Raw genomic sequence first — 20,716 nt, forward strand, 5'->3', positions numbered from 1 at the left:
GTTACGTTACCAACATTTACTGCTGTGTTTCCTGAAGTCTGAGTTGCATAAGCGTTATCTGCGTTAGCGCACAATATAGAATTAATTACAAAATTCGTAGTGCCAGAAGTACAACCATTTAAAGAAGCTGTAATAGTATAACTTCCACTTTGAGCTGTAATACTATTTCCAGATTGTGTAGCTCCAGTTGAAGGAGTTATTACATAGGTATAAGTTGAATTATAATTGTCAATTGTTAGACTTCCAACTACAACAGAACATGTTGGTTGAACTATAGAACTTAATACTGGAGCAACTGGAGTCGCTAACATTGCTGCATTGCTGAAAGAAGCCGATGCTGCTGATGTACAACTTCCAATTGTAGCTCTCACCGTATATGAAGTACCGATTACCATTCCAGTAATAGCACCTGTTCCACTTACTGCTGGTCCTGTTGGACTAAAAGTATACGTCTGTCCTGCTGTATAATTAGCAATAGCTGAACTTCCATTTGCTGAACAAGTTGCAGCTGTTGAAGTTATTGTTGGTGTTGCAGGAGTCGCTAACATTGCCGCATTGCTAAATGAAGCTGATGCTGCTGATGTACAACTTCCGTTTCCTGCTGTAACTGTATAAGATTGACCTAAAGTAATTCCTGTAATTGCACCTGTTCCGCTTACTGTTGGTCCTGTTGGATTAAAAGTATAGGTTTGACCTGCTGTATAATTAGCAATAGCAGAGCTTCCATTCGCTGAACAAGTTGCAGCTGTTGAAGTTATTGTTGGAACAGCTGGAGTCGCTAACATTGCTGCATTGCTAAAAGAAGCCGATGCCGCAGAAGTACAACTTCCGTTTCCTGCTGTAACGGTATATGAAGTACCGATTACCATTCCAGTAATTGCACCAGTTCCACTTACTGTTGGTCCTGTTGGATTAAAAGTATACGTTTGTCCTGCTGTATAATTGGCAATAGCAGAGCTTCCATTCGCTGAACAAGTTGCTGCTGTTGTTGTAATTGTTGGTGTTGCAGGAGTTGCTAACATTGCCGCATTGCTAAAAGAAGCTGATGCCGCTGATGTACAAGTTCCGTTACCTGCTGTCACTGTGTAAGATTGACCTAGAGTCATTCCAGAGATCGCTCCTGTTCCACTTACTGTTGGGCCTGTTGGATTAAAAGTGTAGGTTTGACCTGCTGTATAATTAGCAATCGCCGAACTTCCGTTTGCTGAACAAGTTGCTGCTGTTGTTGTAATTGTCGGTGTTGCAGGAGTTCCTAACATTGCCGCATTGCTAAAAGAAGCTGATGCCGCTGATGTACAAGTTCCGTTACCTGCTGTCACTGTGTAAGATTGACCTAGAGTCATTCCAGAGATCGCTCCTGTTCCACTTACTGTTGGGCCTGTTGGATTAAAAGTGTAGGTTTGACCTGCTGTATAATTAGCAATCGCTGAACTTCCGTTTACTGAACAAGTTGCTGCTGTTGTTGTAATTGTCGGTGTTACAGGAGTTGCTAACATTGCCGCATTGCTAAAAGAAGCTGATGCCGCTGATGTACAAGTTCCGTTACCTGCTGTCACTGTGTAAGATTGACCTAGAGTCATTCCAGAGATCGCTCCTGTTCCACTTACTGTTGGGCCTGTTGGATTAAAAGTGTAGGTTTGACCTGCTGTATAATTAGCAATCGCCGAACTTCCGTTTGCTGAACAAGTTGCTGCTGTTGTTGTAATTGTTGGTGTTGCAGGAGTCGCTAACATTGCTGCATTGCTAAATGAAGCCGATGCTGCTGATGTACAACTTCCGTTTCCTGCTGTAACGTTATAAGATTGACCTAGAGTCATTCCAGAGATTACACCCGTTCCACTTACTGTTGGTCCTGTTGGACTAAAAGTATACGTCTGTCCTGCTGTATAATTAGCAATCGCTGAACTTCCGTTTGCTGAACAAGTTGCAGCAGCTGTTGTTGTAATTGTTGGTGTTGCAGGAGTCGCTAACATTGCTGCATTGCTAAATGAAGCCGATGCTGCTGATGTACAACTTCCGTTTCCTGCTGTAACGTTATAAGATTGACCTAGAGTCATTCCAGAGATTACACCCGTTCCACTTACTGTTGGTCCTGTTGGACTAAAAGTATACGTTTGTCCTACTGTATAATTAGCAATCGCTGAACTTCCATTCGCTGAACAAGTTGCAGCTGTTGAAGTTATTGTTGGTGTTGCAGGAGTTGCTAACATTGCCGCATTGCTAAATGATGCTGATGCCGCTGATGTACAACTTCCACTAGTTGTATTAACTGTATAAGAAGTTCCAACTGTCATTCCAGTGATTGCTCCCGTTCCACTTACTGTTGGTCCTGTTGGATTAAAAGTATAGGTTTGTCCTGCTGTATAGTTAGCAATTGCTGAACTTCCGTTTGCTGAACAAGTTGCTGCTGTTGAAGTAATCGTTGGAACAGCTGGTGTTGCAAGCATTGCTGCATTGCTAAAAGAAGCTGATGCTGCTGATGTACAACTTCCGTTTCCTGCTGTAACGGTATATGAAGTACCGATTACCATTCCAGTGATTGCTCCCGTTCCACTTACTGTTGGTCCTGTTGGACTAAAAGTGTAGGTTTGTCCTGCTACATAATTGGCAATAGCAGAGCTTCCATTCGCTGAACAAGTTGCTGCTGTTGAAGTTATTGTTGGAACAGCTGGTGTTGCAAGCATTGCTGCATTGCTAAAAGAAGCCGATGCTGCTGATGTACAACTTCCGTTTCCTGCTGTAACGTTATAAGATTGACCTACAGTCATTCCTGAGATTGCACCCGTTCCACTTACTGTTGGTCCTGTTGGATTAAAAGTATACGTTTGTCCTGCTGTATAGTTGGCAATTGCAGAACTTCCGTTTGCTGAACAAGTTGCTGCTGTTGTCGTAATCGTTGGTGTTGCAGGAGTCGCTAACATTGCCGCATTGCTAAATGATGCTGATGCCGCAGAAGTACAACTTCCGTTTCCTGCTGTAACTGTATAAGATTGACCTAGAGTCATTCCAGAGATCGCTCCTGTTCCACTTACTGTTGGTCCTGTTGGATTAAAAGTGTAGGTTTGACCTGCTGTATAATTAGTAATAGCTGAACTTCCGTTTGCTGAACAAGTTGCTGCTGTTGAAGTTATTGTTGGAACAGCTGGTGTTGCAAGCATTGCTGCATTGCTAAAAGAAGCTGATGATGCTGATGTACAACTTCCACTAGTTGTATTAACTGTATATGAAGTACCGATTACCATTCCAGTGATTGCTCCCGTTCCACTAACCGTTGGTCCTGTTGGACTAAAAGTATAGGTTTGACCTGCTGTATAGTTTGCAATTGCCGAACTTCCGTTTGCTGAACAAGTTGCTGCTGTTGTCGTAATCGTTGGTGTTGCAGGAGTCGCTAACATTGCGGCATTGCTAAAAGAAGCTGCTGCTGCTGATGTACAACTTCCACTTGTAGCTCTAACAGTGTATGAAGTTCCAACTGTCATGCCTGAGATTGCTCCCGTTCCACTTACTGTTGGTCCTGTTGGGCTAAAAGTATAGGTTTGTCCTGCTGTATAATTAGCAATCGCTGAACTTCCGTTTGCAGAACAAGTTGCTGCTGTTGAAGTTATTGTTGGTGTTGCAGGAGTTGCTAACATTGCCGCATTGCTAAAAGAAGCTGATGCTGCAGAAGTACAACTTCCACTAGTTGTATTAACTGTATAAGAAGTTCCAACTGTCATTCCTGTAATTGCTCCCGTTCCACTAACCGTTGGTCCTGTTGGACTAAAAGTATAAGTCTGTCCTGCTGTATAATTAGCAATCGCTGAACTTCCGTTTACTGAACAAGTCGCTGCTGTTGAAGTTATTGTTGGTGTTGCAGGAGTCGCTAACATTGCGGCATTGCTAAAAGATGCCGATGCTGCTGATGTACAACTTCCACTCGTAGCTCTAACAGTATAAGAAGTTCCAACTGTCATTCCTGTAATTGCTCCCGTTCCACTAACCGTTGGTCCTGTTGGACTAAATGTATAGGTTTGTCCTGCTGTATAATTAGCAATCGCTGAACTTCCGTTTGCTGAACAAGTCGCTACTGTTGAAGTTATTGTTGGTGTTCCAGGAGTCGCTAACATTGCGGCATTGCTAAAGGAAGCCGATGCTGCTGATGTACAACTTCCGTTTCCTGCTGTAACAGTATAAGATTGACCTAGAGTCATTCCAGAGATTGCTCCTGTTCCACTTACTGTTGGTCCTGTTGGGTTAAAAGTATAGGTTTGACCTCCTGTATAATTAGCAATAGCTGAACTTCCGTTCGCTGCACAAGTTGCTGCTGTTGAAGTTATTGTTGGTGCTGCAGGAGTCGCTAACATTGTCGCATTACTAAAAGAAGCCGATGCTGCTGATGTACAACTTCCACTTGTAGATCTCACAGTATATGAAGTTCCAACTGTCATCCCAGTGATTGCTCCCGTTCCGCTTACTGTTGGTCCAGTTGGAGTAAAAGTATACGTTTGTCCTGCTGTATAGTTTGCAATAGCAGAGCTTCCGTTTGCTGAACAAGTTGCTGCTGTTGTGGTAATTGTTGGAACAGGCGGTGTAGTTGTAAGAGAAATATCATCTAATGCCCAGTCATCACCTCCATTAAAAGTACATCCTGTACCACCATTCGAGTTGTTTGATGCGCTATGTAAAAACGCCAAACTACCCGTTGTCGCGCCAGTCCAAGGAATTGTAATGGTTACTGTTCCTTGTGTTAATCCAGTTGCAGCAATCGTAGGACTCCCTCCTACTATTAAAGGAAATCCTGCAGTAGTAAAACTAGCTCCATTAGAAGCAGAAACGTCTGCTGTTGTAATTTGAGTATTGTTATCTGGATTAAGAATTGTTAAATAAGTCGTATTATTTATCTGAACAACAAGAGAAGCATTAGTTCTGCAACTTCCACGTCCTGAATTTTGTCCTTTAACTTTAAATGTAAGGGTCAACGAATTGCCAGCTAATCCTGTTACATTTTGAGTTAAGGCGGCATTCGTTATACCATCTGCATCAGAGTAAATCTGATTTGGGAAATCACCAGTACCAGTATATCTCCAGCCTGTAGCTGCATTTTGCACTCCCCAACCTGTTGCATTTGAATTAAAACTACCATTGGTAATTCTCTCACATTGAGCATTAACATGCTGCAACATCAATAAAGAAAACATCATAAAAAATGCTGTCTTTTTTGAGACTAAACTAGAAAATACACTAAAAAAAGCGGACTTAAAAAATTTAAATCCATTGAAAGTAGAGTTAGGCATAAGCAACTATTTTTTTAGAAATGAAAATATAGAGAACCTGAATACCAGAAATAGTATCCATCCTTAAAATTGTATACGAAAAATTGTAGAGATTGGTTTTTTGTAATCTTAAAAGAGGATTAAGATTACTAAGAAAAAAATAAAAGTTGGGAGTCTTTGGCATTTAATAAATCAGACTATGTAAGTCTCAACTGTTATAAATTAATTACTTTTTTGAGTGGCGAAAGTAAAAAAAACCTAATACCCAAATGTATTTACTCGACAAATAACCTCAAAAAACGACCAACAACATAAACTAATGGTCAAAAGGACTTTTTTCTAAACTTATTCTTAAGTTATTCGCATTATAATAGTAAGAATTTTACATATATTTACTAAAAACATAGGTATAAATGATGATTACTGATAAAAAATCAATAAATAGGCGTTTTAAGTATTGCTAATTTCAATCAAAAAACTACTTAAAATATTAATTATCAATAATTTAAATAGTATTTTTTTTTATTAAAAAGCAGTAGTTTTTTTTCAAAAAAAATTCATCAATCTGATATTTATTATTTTGCACATTATGATATAAAACAAAAAATCCCTCCAGATATGAAATCTGGAAGGATTAAAAAAAGTATTTAGTTTGTTGTTAAATTTTAATCAGTTCAACTCTTCTGTTTTCTGCTTTATTTGCTTCTGTGTCATTCGCTTTCAAAGGCTTTTCAGAACCAAAACCTTTAGCTTTTAATCGTTTAATATCAATTCCTTTTCCTGCTAAAGCATACATTACGGTATTAGCTCGTTCTGTTGATAGGGTTTGGTTCCTTTCTTTACTACCGGAATTATCTTTATGTCCTTCGATTGATAATTTTAAAGTAGCATCTGATTTAAGCAAAGCTAAAATTTCTTCAACAACTTTCTCTGCATCTGGCTGCAACGTAGCTTTATCTGTATCGAAATTAAGGTGTAAAACGACTTTTCCAGTTTTATCAATATCGGCTTTCATTTGAGCAGCTGAATATTTTTCTATCGTTTGTTCAAAGCCCTGAAGTTCCATTATAAAAATATTTCCCTGTGCAGAATTAGATTGAATATTGGCAACATATTTTTTCCCATTATTTTTAAAAGCATACACTCCAAAAGGAGAACCACTTTCTCTTACAAGACCAGTCGTTCTGTGTTTTCCGCTCCACATGTTTTTTTCTAATTTTGCTCTGTCACTTTCATTTTCAGGAAATTCACCCTGATATATTTTTTTAGCGCCAATTTTATCGAAATAATCGTAAACACTTTTGTCAAAAAATTTCTGATTGAAGTCTTTACCCTGATCTCCTTCAAAATTCAAAATACCTAGTTTACCTTCAGTACTATAAACACTGCTTCCCGTATAATTTTGCATGGTTTCGAAATCAAAAATTTCAGAAAGTCCGTCTTTTTCATTACTTATTTTAAGATCTTTGGGAGCTTTAAGAAATGGGAAATTACCAATATCTTTTAGATCCGGAATCTGATCCCAATTTATTTCTGCCGATCCAGCTTCTTCTTTAGTATTCTCTACTTCCGGAGTCTTTGTGGTCTCTAGTGTCTCCTGCTCCTTTTTTTCTTTATTACAAGAAAACATTAAAACTCCAGCTATAACAACAAGTATTGTTTTTTTCATTTTAACTTAGAATTGAATTATTTAAAATTTTATATCCGTGGTATATAACTAATAAATTATAAAATTATTACATTGGATATTGTTTGTTTAATTACGCTTTGTTTACCATCACAGTATTACGGGATTCAAAAAACTCATACGCTCTTTGCTCTACATACGAATACGTTGAATCGCGCATAGGAAAAGCACAATGTCCCCCATACTTTGGCATTTCGAGGTAAACAAACTCACTCTCCTGTGCAATAGTTCTTGGATAACATCTTTCGCCTAAAAAAGGATCATCAAGTGAATTTATAATTAAAACGGGTGTTGTAATATTTTGAAGCGAAAACTCCGGAGAAACGCGCTGGTAATAATCATCACGACTTGCAAAACCGTGCAAAGGTGCTGTAAAATACTGATCGACTTCATCAAAAGAAGTAATTTTGTCGATCTGATCGCTGTTTATAAAATCAGGAAACTGTGCTGCTTTGTGTTTCAGCTTTCTCTTGATATCTATCGTAAAATTCTTTAAGTAAACTCTGTTAAAACCTTGTTTGAGTACTTCGGCACTTGTTGCAATATGTGTTGGAACTGAAATCGAAACAGCAGCTTTTATACGATGATCGATTTTTGTCCAGCCTAAATAATTCAATAACTGAACACCGCCCATTGAATATCCGATCAAATAAACCTCTTCGAACCCTTTTCGTAAAACGAAGCGAACGACTTCATCAAGATCATCCACTGCACCATGATGATACAATCTGGGAAGACGATTCATTTCGCCACCACAAGTACGATTGTTCCATGCAAAAACAGAAAAACCTTTTTCCTGAAAATAAGTAGCACAACTGTTATTGTACGTTCTGCGGGAATCACCTTCTAAGCCGTGACATAAGATAACCGCTTTCTTGGGATCATTTACTAAAAAATCAATATTGATAAAATCTCCATCACTCAATTCGAGTTTTTCTCTGGTATAGCCGGGAACTTCAAACTTCTTAAACAAAGCAGCATAAATGGTAGAAATATGCCTGTTTCGATTCATAATCGACGGGAAGTTGTAGGCTGATTGTTCAATTATAGGCATGATTAGAAAGTTTTTTATGGTTAAATTTAAGCCTTTTTTTCAAATCAATGGCTATTGCTGATTTTTATTTTATGCGTTAATCCCCATTCTGATAAAGCCTGAATTACAGGCCTAATAGATTTACTGTATTCCGATTGATTATACTCTACTATTACGGGCTTTGCATCAACGATAACATTGCGTTCAATTAATAAATTAAGTTCCAATTTTTTTAATTCTGCTGATAATACTCTTGCCGAAATACCTAAAACCCGTCTTTGAATATCATTAAAACGAGTATGTCCGTTTAAAATTGCAATCATGATACGCAAAGTCCATTTACCACCCAATACATAAATTGCATCTTCTGTAGACGATAAGGATTTAGTACAACGCTCTTCGGTCATTGGCTCTATAATTTCTTCCATTCTAATCTTGTTTTGTGTAGAAAACTAACCAAAAGGATAGTACTAACCTTTTGTTTACTACTATATTTTTGATAGTAAATATAAATAAATTTGCGGAAACAAATAATATAAACAGCATGAAAAAAAATGTATTAAGTATTCTTTCGAGTCCACGAGGAGCATCTTCTGTAAGTAATAAACTAAGCGCCGTTATTCTTGAAAAAATTATCGAAAAATATCCGGAATCAACTATTGTTGTTCGCGATCTAGCCAAAGATCTGCCACCCCATCTAAATGAAGAATACGTTACGAGTATTTTTACTCCTGAAGCTAACAGAACAGATGCTCAAAAACAGTCTTTAGTTTATTCTGATGAAGCAATTGCAGAGATTCAAAATGCTGATATTATAGTGATGAATGCACCTGTGTATGAATTTAGTATTACAGCGATGCTAAAAGCTTATCTGGATCAGATTACGAGAGCCGGAATAACTTTTAAATACGGAGAAAATGGATACCCTGAGGGATTGATTACGAACAAAAAACTCTACATCGCTATTGCAAGTGGTGGTATTTATACCGAAGGATTCATGACAGAATATGATTTTGTTGGGCCTTATTTACAAAAACTGTTAGGCTTTTTAGGAATTACTGACATCACAATCATTAGAGCTGAAGGTCTAAACAAGGGTACAGACGAAGATAAAGAAAACGCTTACCAAAAAGGTATTGATAGTATTTTGATTGATTAATATACTCCTCTTTATTTTAAAAAAATCTAATTCTGATTAATTCAAGTTGTACCTAAATTTATTTAGTAGGGTAAGTATTTTATTGAAATTTCATGGAAATGATCTAATCTTTAACTGCTTATTTATACCTACAAGGTTTTGAAAACCTTGCAGGACTATGAAAAAATAACTTGAATTAATCAGATTATATTACAAATCATAACAATCATACTTTTCTTTGTAGCATTGAAGCTCTGTATCTGTTTTTCCAAGAAGCTTTTCTAAAAGCGAAATCTTGTCCTCATACAATCTTTTCATTAAGGCGAAACTGGTATCATTATTCGGAACATTATCACTTTGATTCGTTTGTTTATGACTAAAATAATGTTCGCTTTCAAAATTTATAATCGCTTCTACCGGCAAATCCAGTATTACAGAAAGTTTCTGGAGTTTCTCTACATTGACTCTTGTTTTGCCTTTTTCAATTTTACTGTAACCAGCCTGCGTCATGCCCAACTGATAAGCCATATATTCCTGAGTATAATTTTTTAGTTCTCTAATACTTTTAATTTTGTCGCCTATTAACATTTTTATTCTTTTTAATTCTTTGATGTTTTTTATTAATACAAAAATTCATCCTAGCAAATTTAAGCTTGGAGAGAAAAAATAACAATAACAAATGTTAACATTTCAATCATAATTCGTCAATTCCGTATTTTAAACGACTTAAATGAACGGGGCTTATATTAAGATAAGATGCAATGTAATGCTGAGGCACACGCATTAATATTCTTGGAAAAGTAGCATTCATACTATTATAACGCTGTAAAGGTGTCTGCGTATAAATTCCTTTAATCTTATCGTTGAATACAATAAAATAATCTTCTGCGATTAGCCTGCCCAGTTTTTCTCCATTTCTAAGATTAGCATAAAGTAATTGCAACATCTCAAAGGTAACGACTAAAACGGTTGTATCTTCAAGAGCCTGAATATAAAAATCTCCGGGAATCTCTCTCAAAAAACTCCGATAATCTGTTGCAAAAGTATTTTCTACCGAAAAATGAAATGTCTTTTCATCATCATTCTGATCAACAAAATAAATTCGTAATAAACCTTTCACTACAAAATAAATATCCCGACAAATCTCTCCTTCAGAAAGTACTATTTCTTTCTTTTTAATGTGCTTAACGGTAAACATAGCTTTACACAGCTCCCATTCTACATCATCAATTTCGATATAATGCTGCATTAATGCCCTTATGCTTTCAAAGTTATTCCCCATTTCCTAAAATTTACTTTGTTTACATTTCTAACGCTTTAAAATACCTCATTATTTTTATGCTAATGATTTACGTTTTGGCATCAATAATAAAACAATTAAACCAATACTAATCCATTACAATTTGTTTATCGATTAAGTATTGCTTTTGAAGTTTCAGAGAAAAGATATTTTTTTCAAACTTCATATTTCGCCTACAAGTTATTAGACTGAAAGGTTTGGGAAATCTTAAAAAAATTCATGTAGTACTTTTTTATATAAGGTTTTAAAAACCTTACAGGATAAACCTAACCGATAATTTGAATATAGAAAAACTTTAGCTTTGCTTATTTCGCAAAATAAAGATAATGTGTAGTACTGCCTATACTTCTCAATCGAATTTGGGAGTTGTTGTACTCGTATAACTTCCAATTGTTATTATTGAGTTTGTTAAGTGTTTCTGCGCTAAAGTTTATTTTTAATTCCTGTCCGCCATACACTGCTTTACATTCCCATTCGCCGGTTACAGTTACTCCTGCTTTGGTTGCATTTACAATTCTATCCGCATTGAACACGAATGAATATCCGTTATAAGAACCGGTTTTTTCTGAATCATCAAAAAAATACGGAATGGTCCAGGAACCACTTGTTAGCGTAGTTTCAAAATCTACTGAGGCAATATTGTTTTCAGGACAATTTTTTATAGCATATTGTATTGCATTTTCAAAGTCTTGATTATTGTTGATTGCCTGAGTCTGATTGTTGTAATTTATAATCGAGATCGGATATTTTAAGGAAATATAATTGCCTTCGTTTAGATTTTTAATAAAATTAAAAAACGCCTGATCACTTACAATCGAAACCGAACTGGCAATCTGACTCGCACTGTTGTAGATGTTAATGGTAATTGGATAAGTAATATTGAGGCCGTTGATTTTAGACAAAAGATCAGGGTAAAGATTCCAATAATCGATTAAGTCATTAAAATCAGACTGATTCGGAATTAATTTTTCGATGTAATTATAATATACCATCGTGACCGGAAAATCTATTGTTACGATATCATCATCGTAAGTACTGGCATTTATATTATCGAAAACTTTTTGGTAATCTGCTGGAGAAGCAAGCGCAATTTGTTCGTTATTAACCGTAATGGTGTAAGGAAATTTTATCGTGCAATAACTCGATTGATCGATCACATTGTCCTGAACGGTTGGCACCATTGCAACACGCTGTAAGTACGAAGTAAGGGGTGAAACCTTGGTAACTGTACCTTGTGTGTTATTTACCTGCTCCTCTGTTTCATTTTGGCAGGACAATAACAGCAAAAAAATTATTATTGATAAATATTTTTTCAACGACAGCATATTTTCATTTTTACAAAGGTAGTAAAATTTCAAGAAATTGCTTTTTAATAAATTGGGCATCAAAGGTTTTGAATTCATTTTTTTTCAATTAATAATGTCATGAATAACAACATTTTATACCACTATAGAACAATCGTGTTTACTTTTACCCTACTTGAACTAAAAACAAATACTTTTGCATCTCATAAATTGCAAAATACAAATGCCAAATCAACCCGAATCAAACACTTGCGATGAAATTATTTTTTCGTCCTTTTTTAAAGGTCAGATAAAAGTGCTCCGTAATTTCCTTTTTTACAAATTTGGTAATCTGGAAAAAGCGGAAGATGTTGCGCAGGAAGCTTTCTTAAAGCTATGGCAAAATTGTGCTTCGGTGCCTATCGAAAAAGCTAAATCTTATGTGTATACGATTGCAAACAACAGCAGTCTTAATGAAATTGCACATCAAAAGGTCGTATTGCGCTATGAAAAAGATTTCACCGGTTTGGATAAAACTAATGAAAGTCCGGAGTACATTTTGGAGGAAAAACAATTTCAGGCTAAGCTCTTAAAAGCAATCGAAAACTTGAACGAGAAACAACGTATTGCTTTTTTGATGCACCGCATTGACGGAAAAAAATACAGCGAAATTGCTTTGGACTTAAATATTAGCGTAAAAGCAGTCGAAAAACGCATTCATTTGGCTTTGTTAAGCTTACGCAAAGAAATTGACCTTTAAAAGTAGGGTAAACTTAATTCTAACTGTTTTAATTATATAATACCAGTACAATGAAAAAAAATCAACTATTAGCCAAATGGCTCAACAATGATTTATCTGAAGATGAATTAGCTGCTTTTGAGGCAAGTCCTGATTTTGAAAAATACCAGAAAATTAAAAATTATACGGATCTTTTAGTGGTAGATGATCTGAATGAAGATATGATGCTTGCTACTATTCTTAAACAAAAAAAGGTCACTCCAAAGGTGGTTCCGTTATACCGAAAACGATACTTTCAGGTTGCTGCTTTACTTGTACTGGCTTTAGGAATTACGCTTACTTTTAAACTGGCAACGAACAAAACGGAAACGGCAGATTTTGGAAAACAAACTTCTTTCACGCTGCCCGATAACTCTGAAGTAGTTTTGAATTCCGGTTCTGAAATAGGTTATAAAAATTGGAACTGGGACAACAACAGACATCTTGATCTTCAGGGAGAAGCTTATTTTAGAGTTGCTAAGGGAAAACGTTTTGAGGTACAAACTAAACTCGGAAAAGTAGCGGTTTTAGGAACTCAGTTTAATGTTAAAACCAGAAAAAACAGGTTCGACGTCGTATGTTATGAAGGTCGCGTACAGGTTAATTATGCCAATAAGCAAATTGTTCTGACACACGGACAAGGTGTTAGTTTTGAAAACGGAAAACAGTTGAAGCTAGATGTAGCCGTATCAAAACCGGAATGGATCGACCACAATATCTCATTTTATAAAGAAAATATCAGAACGATCTTGGACGAGGTCGAAAGACAATACAACATTACTATCGAGCTAAATGCAAAAGACACGACTTCTTTATTTACAGGAAAACTGCCTGCTCAAAATCTGGATACGGCCTTGCAGATTATCAGTACAACGTATGATTTGAAAGTTGAAAAAGTCTCCAAAAACAAAATAATTATCGACGAAAAATAAATGTTGCGCCCCAAACAATATCAATTTTTGTTTTTTAGCTTTATCTATGTTCTGAATCTTTTTGCACAGGACAAAGGAAAAACTATGCCTTTTAGCAACATCCTATTTGATATTGAACAGCAACATCATGTAAGTTTTAATTACCTTGAAGAAAATATTATTGGGTTAGAAATAAATCCGCCAAAAAAGTCACTTTCTTTAAATGAAAAATTAAAATACCTGACGAAGAAAACCAATTTATCTTTTGAAAATCTGGGCAATACCTTCATCAATATTTATAAAAATACTCCCAATTCCGCTTTAGTATGCGGATACGTTTTTTCTGCTATAGACCGAAAACCTATTGAAGATGCCAATATCAAGCTAAACGATAAAACGCAAATTACTACGGACCAAAATGGCTATTTTGAATACTCAAAAACAGATAAAAATATTCTTTTAATCAGTCACTTGGGATTTGTAACCAAAAGAATCACTACTCCCAATCAAAATACTAAAAATTGCCTGCAAATATTTTTAGAGCCGGAAGTAATGGAACTAAAAGAAATTAAGGCTAACGCTATTCTGGCGTCTGGAATTTCTAAAGGTACGGATGGCGCTTTTGAAATAAAACCCAAGAAATTCGGAATTTTACCGGGACTTATAGAACCGGATGCCTTGCAGGCGATGCAACAGATTCCGGGCGTTAACAGTCTCGATGAAAGTGTCTCGAGCATTAATGTTCGTGGTGGTACACATGATCAGAATTTATTTTTATGGAATGGAATCAGAATGTACCAAACGGGACATTTTTTTGGTTTAATATCAGTTTTTAATCCTAATCTGGCACACACTATTTCTATTTATAAAAATGGAAGTTCGGCCTTTTTTGGTGAAAGTGTTTCAAGTGTGGTCGATATTTCTTCTACTCCTGAAAAACTGGAAAAGAATAATTTTAGTGCAGGAATCAATATGATTAATGCCGATTTTAATGTGAAGTACAATCTTTCGAAAAAGAGTTTTATCGAAATTTCAGCCCGTAAATCAATCACCGATTTTGTTGAAACACCTACTTATAAAGAATATTTCAACAAGGCTTTTCAAAATACTACAATCACCGTTTTTACACAAAATAATAATGTAGATTATAAGAGTGATAAAAAATTTGGTTTCTACGATGCTACTTTCAAATATGCTCAGAAAATAGGAAACAAAGATCAAATCATCCTTGATTTAATTACAATTCAGGACAATCTTGAAGTTTTTCAGAGTGCCACAGCGTACGACATTTACCAATCCGAAAACAATCGTTTACGTCAGCAAAATTATGGCGGGAATCTGGCGTGGAAACGAAACTGGAATGCTTTTAATACTACGAAAATAAATGTGTACAATTCGGCTTATGAACTTTTAGGCAATCAAAATAATACTATTGGCAATCAAATTGTCATTCAGGAAAATACCGTTAACAACAACGGAATTAATCTGGAAAACCATCATATTCTTACTTCTACTTTTAGCGTAAGCAATGGTTATCAATTTAATGAAATTGGGGTAACGAATTTGGAACAAGTTACCAATCCTGATTTTTACCGTAAGGTTAAGGACGTACTTAGAGCTCATGCCTTTATAGTAGAAGGAAAATACAATGATACGCTTAGCAGAATCTATTTTAAGGCAGGAACACGTTTAAACTACATCGAAAAATTTAAAAAATACCGTCTTGAACCACGAGTACAATTCAATTACGGCATCAGCAAAAATCTAAATTTAGAAATACTCGGCGAACTAAAAAGTCAAAATTCTCAGCAAACCATTGATCTGCAAAAAGACTATTTTGGAATCGAAAAAAGACGCTGGATTATTTCGAACAATACTACAATTCCGATTCAGAAGAGCAAACAAGTATCGATAAGTTTATGCTATAAAGAAAATGACTGGTTATTGGACATTGAAAACTTTTATAAAAAAGTAAACGGCATTACAACGTCAAGCCAAGGTTTTCAGAACCAGTTAGAATTTGTTCGAACCACGGGCAATTATGAAGTATTTGGAACAGAAATCCTGATTCAGAAAAAACTAAACCATTTTCTGACCTGGATGAGTTATACCTACAATGATAACAATTATCATTTTGCCAATTACGAATATCCTGTTTTCCCTAACAATTTTAAGTTGTCGCATACTTTGTCACTGGCGCTTATGTATGAAAAGAGTAATTTTAAAATAGCTCTAGGAACAAAATGGTCTTCCGGAAGACCAAAAACATCTTTGAACGTTTCTAATGTTGACCCCGCTGATCCTGTATTGTTTTATAACAGACCTAATGATACTCGTTTGCATATTTTTTCACAGGTCAATCTTTCCTCTACTTATAAATGGGAAGTGAATGCGGTTCAGTACAAAATAGGTGTTTCTATTTTGAATATTTTAAACCGAAAAAATGAAATCAGCGAGTACTACAGAATCAGTTCTTTAACCAATGCTATAGAAGAGGTGGAGACTTTTTCACTTCAGCGAACTCCAAATATGAGTTTTAGAGTTTCCTTCTAACTCTTTTATTTCAAGTGCCTTAAGAAGCACTTATCTTCTTTTTCACCTTTTTTTCTACAAAATCACATTTTTTTGGTAGGGTAATCCATATCAAAGCTGTTTTACTATTGAATCTCATCGTAAGATTCTTTAAAGCATTGAACAGTTATGAAAATTAAAACTCAGGATAATTTTTCTCAGAATAACCCGGAAACCTCCGACGAAGCTGCATACAAAAACGACATCATTCCGATTATGGATGCGCTTTATGTGATTAACGGTAAATGGAGAATTCCCATAACGATAACACTAATGGAAGGGAGTAAACGATTTGGCGAGATTCAGAAAGAAATAGACAAAATTACCTCTAAAGTTTTAGCGCATGAACTAAAAGAAATGGAACTCCATGGTTTTATCGAAAAAAAAGCATGCGATGAGAGTCCGTTAAGAGCCGAATATACTTTAACCCAATACAGCAAATCACTTATACCTATTTTAACCTCTTTGCGGGATTTTGGGATTTTGCACCGAAAAAGAATACGGGAACAAGCAGTATAAAACAACAAATTAATCAACCCCAAAATAACCATCAAATATGAAAAGAAAAAAAATAGTCTATTTAACTGCGGCTTTGCTGATCCTTATCTCTGCGGGAATTTATATCTATTATGGTTTTCTGTTTAAGGAAGCCCGCAATATCGAAACTGAAATGCCGGATGCAAGTATAACAGCGGCGGCACTAATTAAAGCATATACCTCAGATCCTGTCAAAGCAGATTCATTGTACCTCAACAAAACGATCGAAGTACAAGGTGTGGTGACGAAAGAAACTGATTCTGTTATGATACTTGACAATAAAGTTTTTTGCCTTTTTACTAAAAAAAACAATGCTAAACTGTTAAGTACTGAAACGGTAATCAAAGGTAAATGTATTGGTTATGACGAACTTTTTGAAGAAATCAAACTTGACCAGTGTACCATTACTCCACTAACAAATAATCAAAACAATTAATCCATTTTTATGAAGAAATTCCTAGTCCCGCTCTGCCTGTTTTTGGCGACAATAGCTTATTCGCAAGATGATTTGCTGAACAGCCTTGATTCTACTCAAGTCGAAGAAAATTACTCCACCGCTACTTTTAAGGCGTTACAGCTTGTAACATTGCAAACAACCAAAATGCCTGCAAAAAAAGAGTTCTATTTTGTGGTTTCGCACCGATTTGGAACTGTTAAAGATGGTCTTGACAGCTTTTTTGGTCTGGACAACGCTACTACAAAATTAGGAGGTATTTATGGTGTTACGGATTGGTTATCACTTAGCCTTTCGAGACATACCCTAAACAAAATGTACGAAGCGGGAGCAAAATACCGCTTGGTAAGACAAGATGATCATTTTCCAGTTGATATCGTTGGGTATAGTGTTGCTGACATCAATACCTTTTTAGAAAAAAGTCAATATCCTGGTTTAGAATTCAAACATCGTATGACGTATGTTCAACAATTGCTGATCTCCAGAAAAGTGAGCGAAAAACTATCGCTGGAATTAGTGCCTTCTTACATACACAGAAATCTTTACAATCCAACTTTAGAAAACGACAATCAATTTTCTTTTGGTGGTGGCGGACGCTATAAAATCACAAAAAGATTATCTGTCAATCTAGAATACATGCACAATTTTGATAAACCTGATTTTTACAATAATCCCTTATCTGTTGGTTTAGATGTAGAAACTGGCGGACACGTTTTTCAGCTAATATTCAGCAATTCACAATCTATGAGCGAAAGCGGTTACCTAACAAATGCATCAGGAGACTGGGGCAAAGGAGACTTCTTTTTTGGCTTTAACTTATACCGAGTATTTTAATAACTATAAACAAACCCCATGATGAAAAAAACACTAGCCCTTACGATTTTATTCGCTGCCTTTGCAAGCTGCAGCAGTTCTGATACTTACGAAGATATCGAAACGCCAACGACACCGCCTGTAGTAGTAACGCCTCCTGTAACGAACCCGGGAACGGAAACGCCTCCTGTTGTTACCCCAACACCTACAGAGCCCGTTGCTACTACGTACACTGCAAATGCAAAATCGATTATAGATGCCAACTGTATTGGCTGTCACCAAAGCGGAAGATCGGCATCTTTCAGACCTTTAACAACGTATGCACAGGTTAAAGAAGCCGTAGAAAATGCAGGTTTATTAAACCGAATTCAGCTTCAGTCGGGTCAGCAAGGTATTATGCCACAAGCAGGCAGAATGTCACAAACCAATATTGACATACTTGTAAAATGGAATACAGACGGACTTAAAGAAAACTAATTACTATGAGAAAAATAGGTATTACTTTCTTGCTTTTAGTATTGGTAATGAGCGCAAATGCTCAAAAACTGATTACTAAAACAGGAAGCATCAAATTTCAGGCTACGATGCCTTCGTACGAAGAAGTAGCGGCTGAAAACAAAAGTGTTTCTGCTGTTTTAGAACAATCTACAGGAGATTTTGCTGCTTTGGTTCTTATAAAAGGTTTCCGTTTTAAAGTCGCTTTAATGGAGGAACATTTTAATGAAAATTATATGGAATCTGAAAAGTTTTCGAAAGCAACCTTAAAAGGTAAATTAGAAAATTTTGATCCTGCTAAAATTACAAGTACGGCTAAAAATTTTACACTAAAAGGTGATCTTACCGTTCACGGAAAAACTAAACCTGTAACGATTCTTGTAAAAGTTTCTAAATCTGCTAACGGTCTTAATCTAAATGGTTCTTTTGAAGTGAAACCGGAAGATTATGATATTGAAATACCCAATTTAGTGCGAAAAAAAATTGCTGATAAGGTAAAAGTAGATTACGCTTTTTCATTAGTTAAATAATTTTCTAACTCCATTTTTAGAGGTCAGTTTTCATACTTGGCTGACCTCTTTTTTTACTAACCTTAACCACATTGCTATGATCTGCAAAAATTACACTGTTACCGGAGAAGATGTAAATGATTTTATGGTAATGGAAAGCACAGCTTACATCTCCTACACTACCCGATTGTTATATCATTTCTTGTTTCATAACGGATTTTCTAAAGAAAAACTTAATGCACTGCATTTGAGTTTCGAAGAAGAAAACAATGAATTGGTTTGTTATCAAAATCTAATGTTTACCGAACCATTTTTAGTCGAAATGAAACATTGCCAGATTGGAGATAAAATCAATATCAGCAGTTCTTTCTTTAATGCTAAAAACGAATGTTGCGCAGAAGTTATCAAAGAAGTACATTGGTTTGATCATACCCGCGGACACATTATAGCGACACCGCAACAAATTCGCCAGCACTTTAATCGTAAGCTTAGCGCTTAATTTTTAGGTTGCTTTACAGCCAACGCAATAATATAATGCACTAAAATATATGCCTACATTTTAAATCAATACATTTGCTGTATCAAATAGTGCTCTATTTTACAGCACTATTTTACGATTGAAATGAAAAAGCCTAACGTATCTTATAAAAAATACAACGATATTGAAATCTTCGAAGGCAAAGTTGCCTCGCATCAATATGGCTGGCATTTTCATCAATCCTATACTATTGTATTGGTTGAAAAAGGTGCTGTTACTTATTTCTTTCGGGAAGATAAAATTGTAGTGGAGGCACAGCAAATTTTACTTATAAATCCGTTTGAGGTGCATTACAACATCACCAGCGATGATTGTGAGTATAAAGTTGTATTTCTGCCACACACTTATTTTTCTGAACCCATTTCTGAAAAACAAATAATCTGTTTTACAAATAGGATCAGTAATTCTTCTACTTTGCTTCATGACTTAAAAAAGAATATTCTTCTTCTTGAAAGCGCAACAAAGGAGCAACAATATCAATTAGGTGGACAAAAAATTGGTTTGTTTCTGTTGGAGCATTTTATTCATGAATGGAGAGACTTCGCTATTGATAACAGAATTCTAAAAACACTGAAGTACATCAATGAAAATTTAGCCGACAAACTTCTTATCGAAGAACTGGCTAAGGTTTCTTGTATGAGTAAATTTCATTTTCAGAGATTGTTTAAAAAGCAAATCGGATTAACAGTAAACGACTACATACAGGTACAAAGAACGGAACTGGCCAAAACTTTAATTGAAACCGAAAACAAAGTCGCCCCAATTGTGCATGATACAGGATATTTCGATCAAAGCCATTTTAATAAAGCTTTCAAAAAAATGTGGGTTGTTCAGCCGTCGTATTTTTTAGATAAATGAGCATTATTTTACAGTTTTCCTATCTGAAGAATAAATATTTTTGCATCAGTTAATGAATTAAAACAAAAAAAATGAACGGAGAACACCATTATAAGCTCACTACAAAATGGACAGGAAATCAAGGTACAGGAACCTCTAATTACAGAAAGTATGAAAGAAGTCATACTATTATGGTGGATAATAAAACGGATATTCTGGCTTCATCTGATCCGGCTTTTCGCGGTGATACAACCAAACACAACCCCGAAGATCTTTTGGTCGCTTCAATGTCGTCTTGTCACATGTTGTGGTATCTTCATCTCTGCTCTGAAGCAGGAATAATTGTAACGGACTATATCGACAACGCTACAGGAATCATGATCGAAACCGCAAACGGTAGTGGGCACTTTACTGAAATAACCTTAAACCCAATTGTTACGATTACTGAAGCTGCAATGCAGGATAAAGCAAATGAATTGCACAAGAAAGCTAACGAATTATGCTTTATTGCAAATTCTGTTAATTTTCCTGTTCATCATAATGCTGTTTGTAGGGTTGGGGAGGAAAATCTATAGTCTAT

The 20,716-nt window shown here is 35.7% G+C and carries 19 protein-coding genes; 12 read left to right on the top strand and 7 right to left on the bottom strand.

The window, feature by feature from the left end:
• The 4 genes from B0A66_RS18420 to B0A66_RS18435 form a co-directional block, all read right to left on the bottom strand.
• Positions 1-5,180 (bottom strand): beta strand repeat-containing protein (locus tag B0A66_RS18420; RefSeq protein ID WP_394335256.1); only part of this gene is annotated, 5,180 nt, incomplete at its 3' end.
• 730 nt (positions 5,181-5,910) lie between these two features.
• On the bottom strand, positions 5,911-6,921 hold the full coding sequence (locus B0A66_RS18425) for an OmpA family protein (RefSeq protein WP_089051333.1): 1,011 nt from the start codon (positions 6,919-6,921) through the stop codon (positions 5,911-5,913).
• 91 nt (positions 6,922-7,012) lie between these two features.
• Positions 7,013-7,993, bottom strand: coding sequence for a YheT family hydrolase (locus tag B0A66_RS18430; RefSeq protein WP_089051334.1), 981 nt, complete (start codon positions 7,991-7,993; stop codon positions 7,013-7,015).
• Between the two features lie 44 nt (positions 7,994-8,037).
• Positions 8,038-8,400, bottom strand: a complete 363-nt coding sequence (locus B0A66_RS18435) for a winged helix-turn-helix transcriptional regulator (RefSeq protein ID WP_089051335.1) — start codon at positions 8,398-8,400, stop codon at positions 8,038-8,040.
• Positions 8,401-8,516: 116 nt separating this feature from the next.
• Here B0A66_RS18435 and B0A66_RS18440 point away from each other — a divergent pair, with 116 nt between their 5' ends.
• Positions 8,517-9,131 carry an FMN-dependent NADH-azoreductase gene (locus tag B0A66_RS18440; protein WP_089051336.1) on the top strand — a complete coding sequence of 205 codons (615 nt, stop codon included), beginning with the start codon at positions 8,517-8,519 and terminating at the stop codon, positions 9,129-9,131.
• A gap of 189 nt (positions 9,132-9,320) precedes the next feature.
• Here B0A66_RS18440 and B0A66_RS18445 read toward each other — a convergent pair whose 3' ends face one another.
• From B0A66_RS18445 to B0A66_RS18455, 3 genes are all read right to left on the bottom strand, one after another.
• A complete protein-coding gene (locus B0A66_RS18445) occupies positions 9,321-9,698 on the bottom strand; it encodes a helix-turn-helix domain-containing protein (RefSeq protein WP_089051337.1) in 378 nt (125 codons plus the stop codon).
• A gap of 106 nt (positions 9,699-9,804) precedes the next feature.
• The gene (locus tag B0A66_RS18450) at positions 9,805-10,392 is read right to left on the bottom strand and encodes a Crp/Fnr family transcriptional regulator (protein ID WP_089051338.1); all 588 of its coding nucleotides are present in this window, start codon (positions 10,390-10,392) and stop codon (positions 9,805-9,807) included.
• A 323-nt stretch (positions 10,393-10,715) separates the two neighbouring features.
• Complete coding sequence (locus B0A66_RS18455) at positions 10,716-11,735, bottom strand: hypothetical protein (RefSeq protein ID WP_089051357.1); 1,020 nt, start codon at positions 11,733-11,735, stop codon at positions 10,716-10,718.
• A 202-nt stretch (positions 11,736-11,937) separates the two neighbouring features.
• Between B0A66_RS18455 and B0A66_RS18460 the strand changes: the two genes are divergently transcribed.
• From B0A66_RS18460 to B0A66_RS18510, 11 genes are all read left to right on the top strand, one after another.
• Positions 11,938-12,453, top strand: coding sequence for an RNA polymerase sigma factor (locus tag B0A66_RS18460; RefSeq protein WP_089051339.1), 516 nt, complete (start codon positions 11,938-11,940; stop codon positions 12,451-12,453).
• Between the two features lie 50 nt (positions 12,454-12,503).
• Positions 12,504-13,403 (top strand): FecR family protein, encoded by a 900-nt coding sequence (locus B0A66_RS18465; RefSeq protein ID WP_089051340.1) that lies wholly within the window; start codon positions 12,504-12,506, stop codon positions 13,401-13,403.
• Positions 13,404-13,487: 84 nt separating this feature from the next.
• Positions 13,488-15,935: a TonB-dependent receptor gene (locus B0A66_RS18470; RefSeq protein ID WP_244283537.1), complete on the top strand. Its 2,448-nt coding sequence runs from the start codon at positions 13,488-13,490 to the stop codon at positions 15,933-15,935.
• A gap of 147 nt (positions 15,936-16,082) precedes the next feature.
• A complete protein-coding gene (locus tag B0A66_RS18475) occupies positions 16,083-16,472 on the top strand; it encodes a winged helix-turn-helix transcriptional regulator (protein ID WP_089051342.1) in 390 nt (129 codons plus the stop codon).
• Between the two features lie 37 nt (positions 16,473-16,509).
• A complete protein-coding gene (locus B0A66_RS18480; protein ID WP_089051343.1) occupies positions 16,510-16,926 on the top strand; it encodes an OB-fold protein in 417 nt (138 codons plus the stop codon).
• A 9-nt stretch (positions 16,927-16,935) separates the two neighbouring features.
• The gene (locus B0A66_RS18485) at positions 16,936-17,778 is read left to right on the top strand and encodes a DUF5777 family beta-barrel protein (RefSeq protein ID WP_089051344.1); all 843 of its coding nucleotides are present in this window, start codon (positions 16,936-16,938) and stop codon (positions 17,776-17,778) included.
• A 21-nt stretch (positions 17,779-17,799) separates the two neighbouring features.
• Entirely contained in the window at positions 17,800-18,234 is a 435-nt protein-coding gene (locus B0A66_RS18490; RefSeq protein ID WP_089051345.1) for a hypothetical protein, read from the top strand.
• Between the two features lie 5 nt (positions 18,235-18,239).
• Positions 18,240-18,782 (top strand): YceI family protein, encoded by a 543-nt coding sequence (locus B0A66_RS18495; RefSeq protein ID WP_089051346.1) that lies wholly within the window; start codon positions 18,240-18,242, stop codon positions 18,780-18,782.
• A gap of 76 nt (positions 18,783-18,858) precedes the next feature.
• Positions 18,859-19,260: a hypothetical protein gene (locus tag B0A66_RS18500; protein WP_089051347.1), complete on the top strand. Its 402-nt coding sequence runs from the start codon at positions 18,859-18,861 to the stop codon at positions 19,258-19,260.
• A 123-nt stretch (positions 19,261-19,383) separates the two neighbouring features.
• Positions 19,384-20,157 (top strand): helix-turn-helix domain-containing protein, encoded by a 774-nt coding sequence (locus tag B0A66_RS18505; protein ID WP_089051348.1) that lies wholly within the window; start codon positions 19,384-19,386, stop codon positions 20,155-20,157.
• Between the two features lie 71 nt (positions 20,158-20,228).
• Positions 20,229-20,711 (top strand): OsmC family protein, encoded by a 483-nt coding sequence (locus tag B0A66_RS18510; protein ID WP_089051349.1) that lies wholly within the window; start codon positions 20,229-20,231, stop codon positions 20,709-20,711.
• Positions 20,712-20,716 lie beyond the last annotated feature (5 nt).

This window comes from Flavobacterium hercynium (assembly GCF_002217285.1).
GTDB classification, from domain to species: domain Bacteria; phylum Bacteroidota; class Bacteroidia; order Flavobacteriales; family Flavobacteriaceae; genus Flavobacterium; species Flavobacterium hercynium.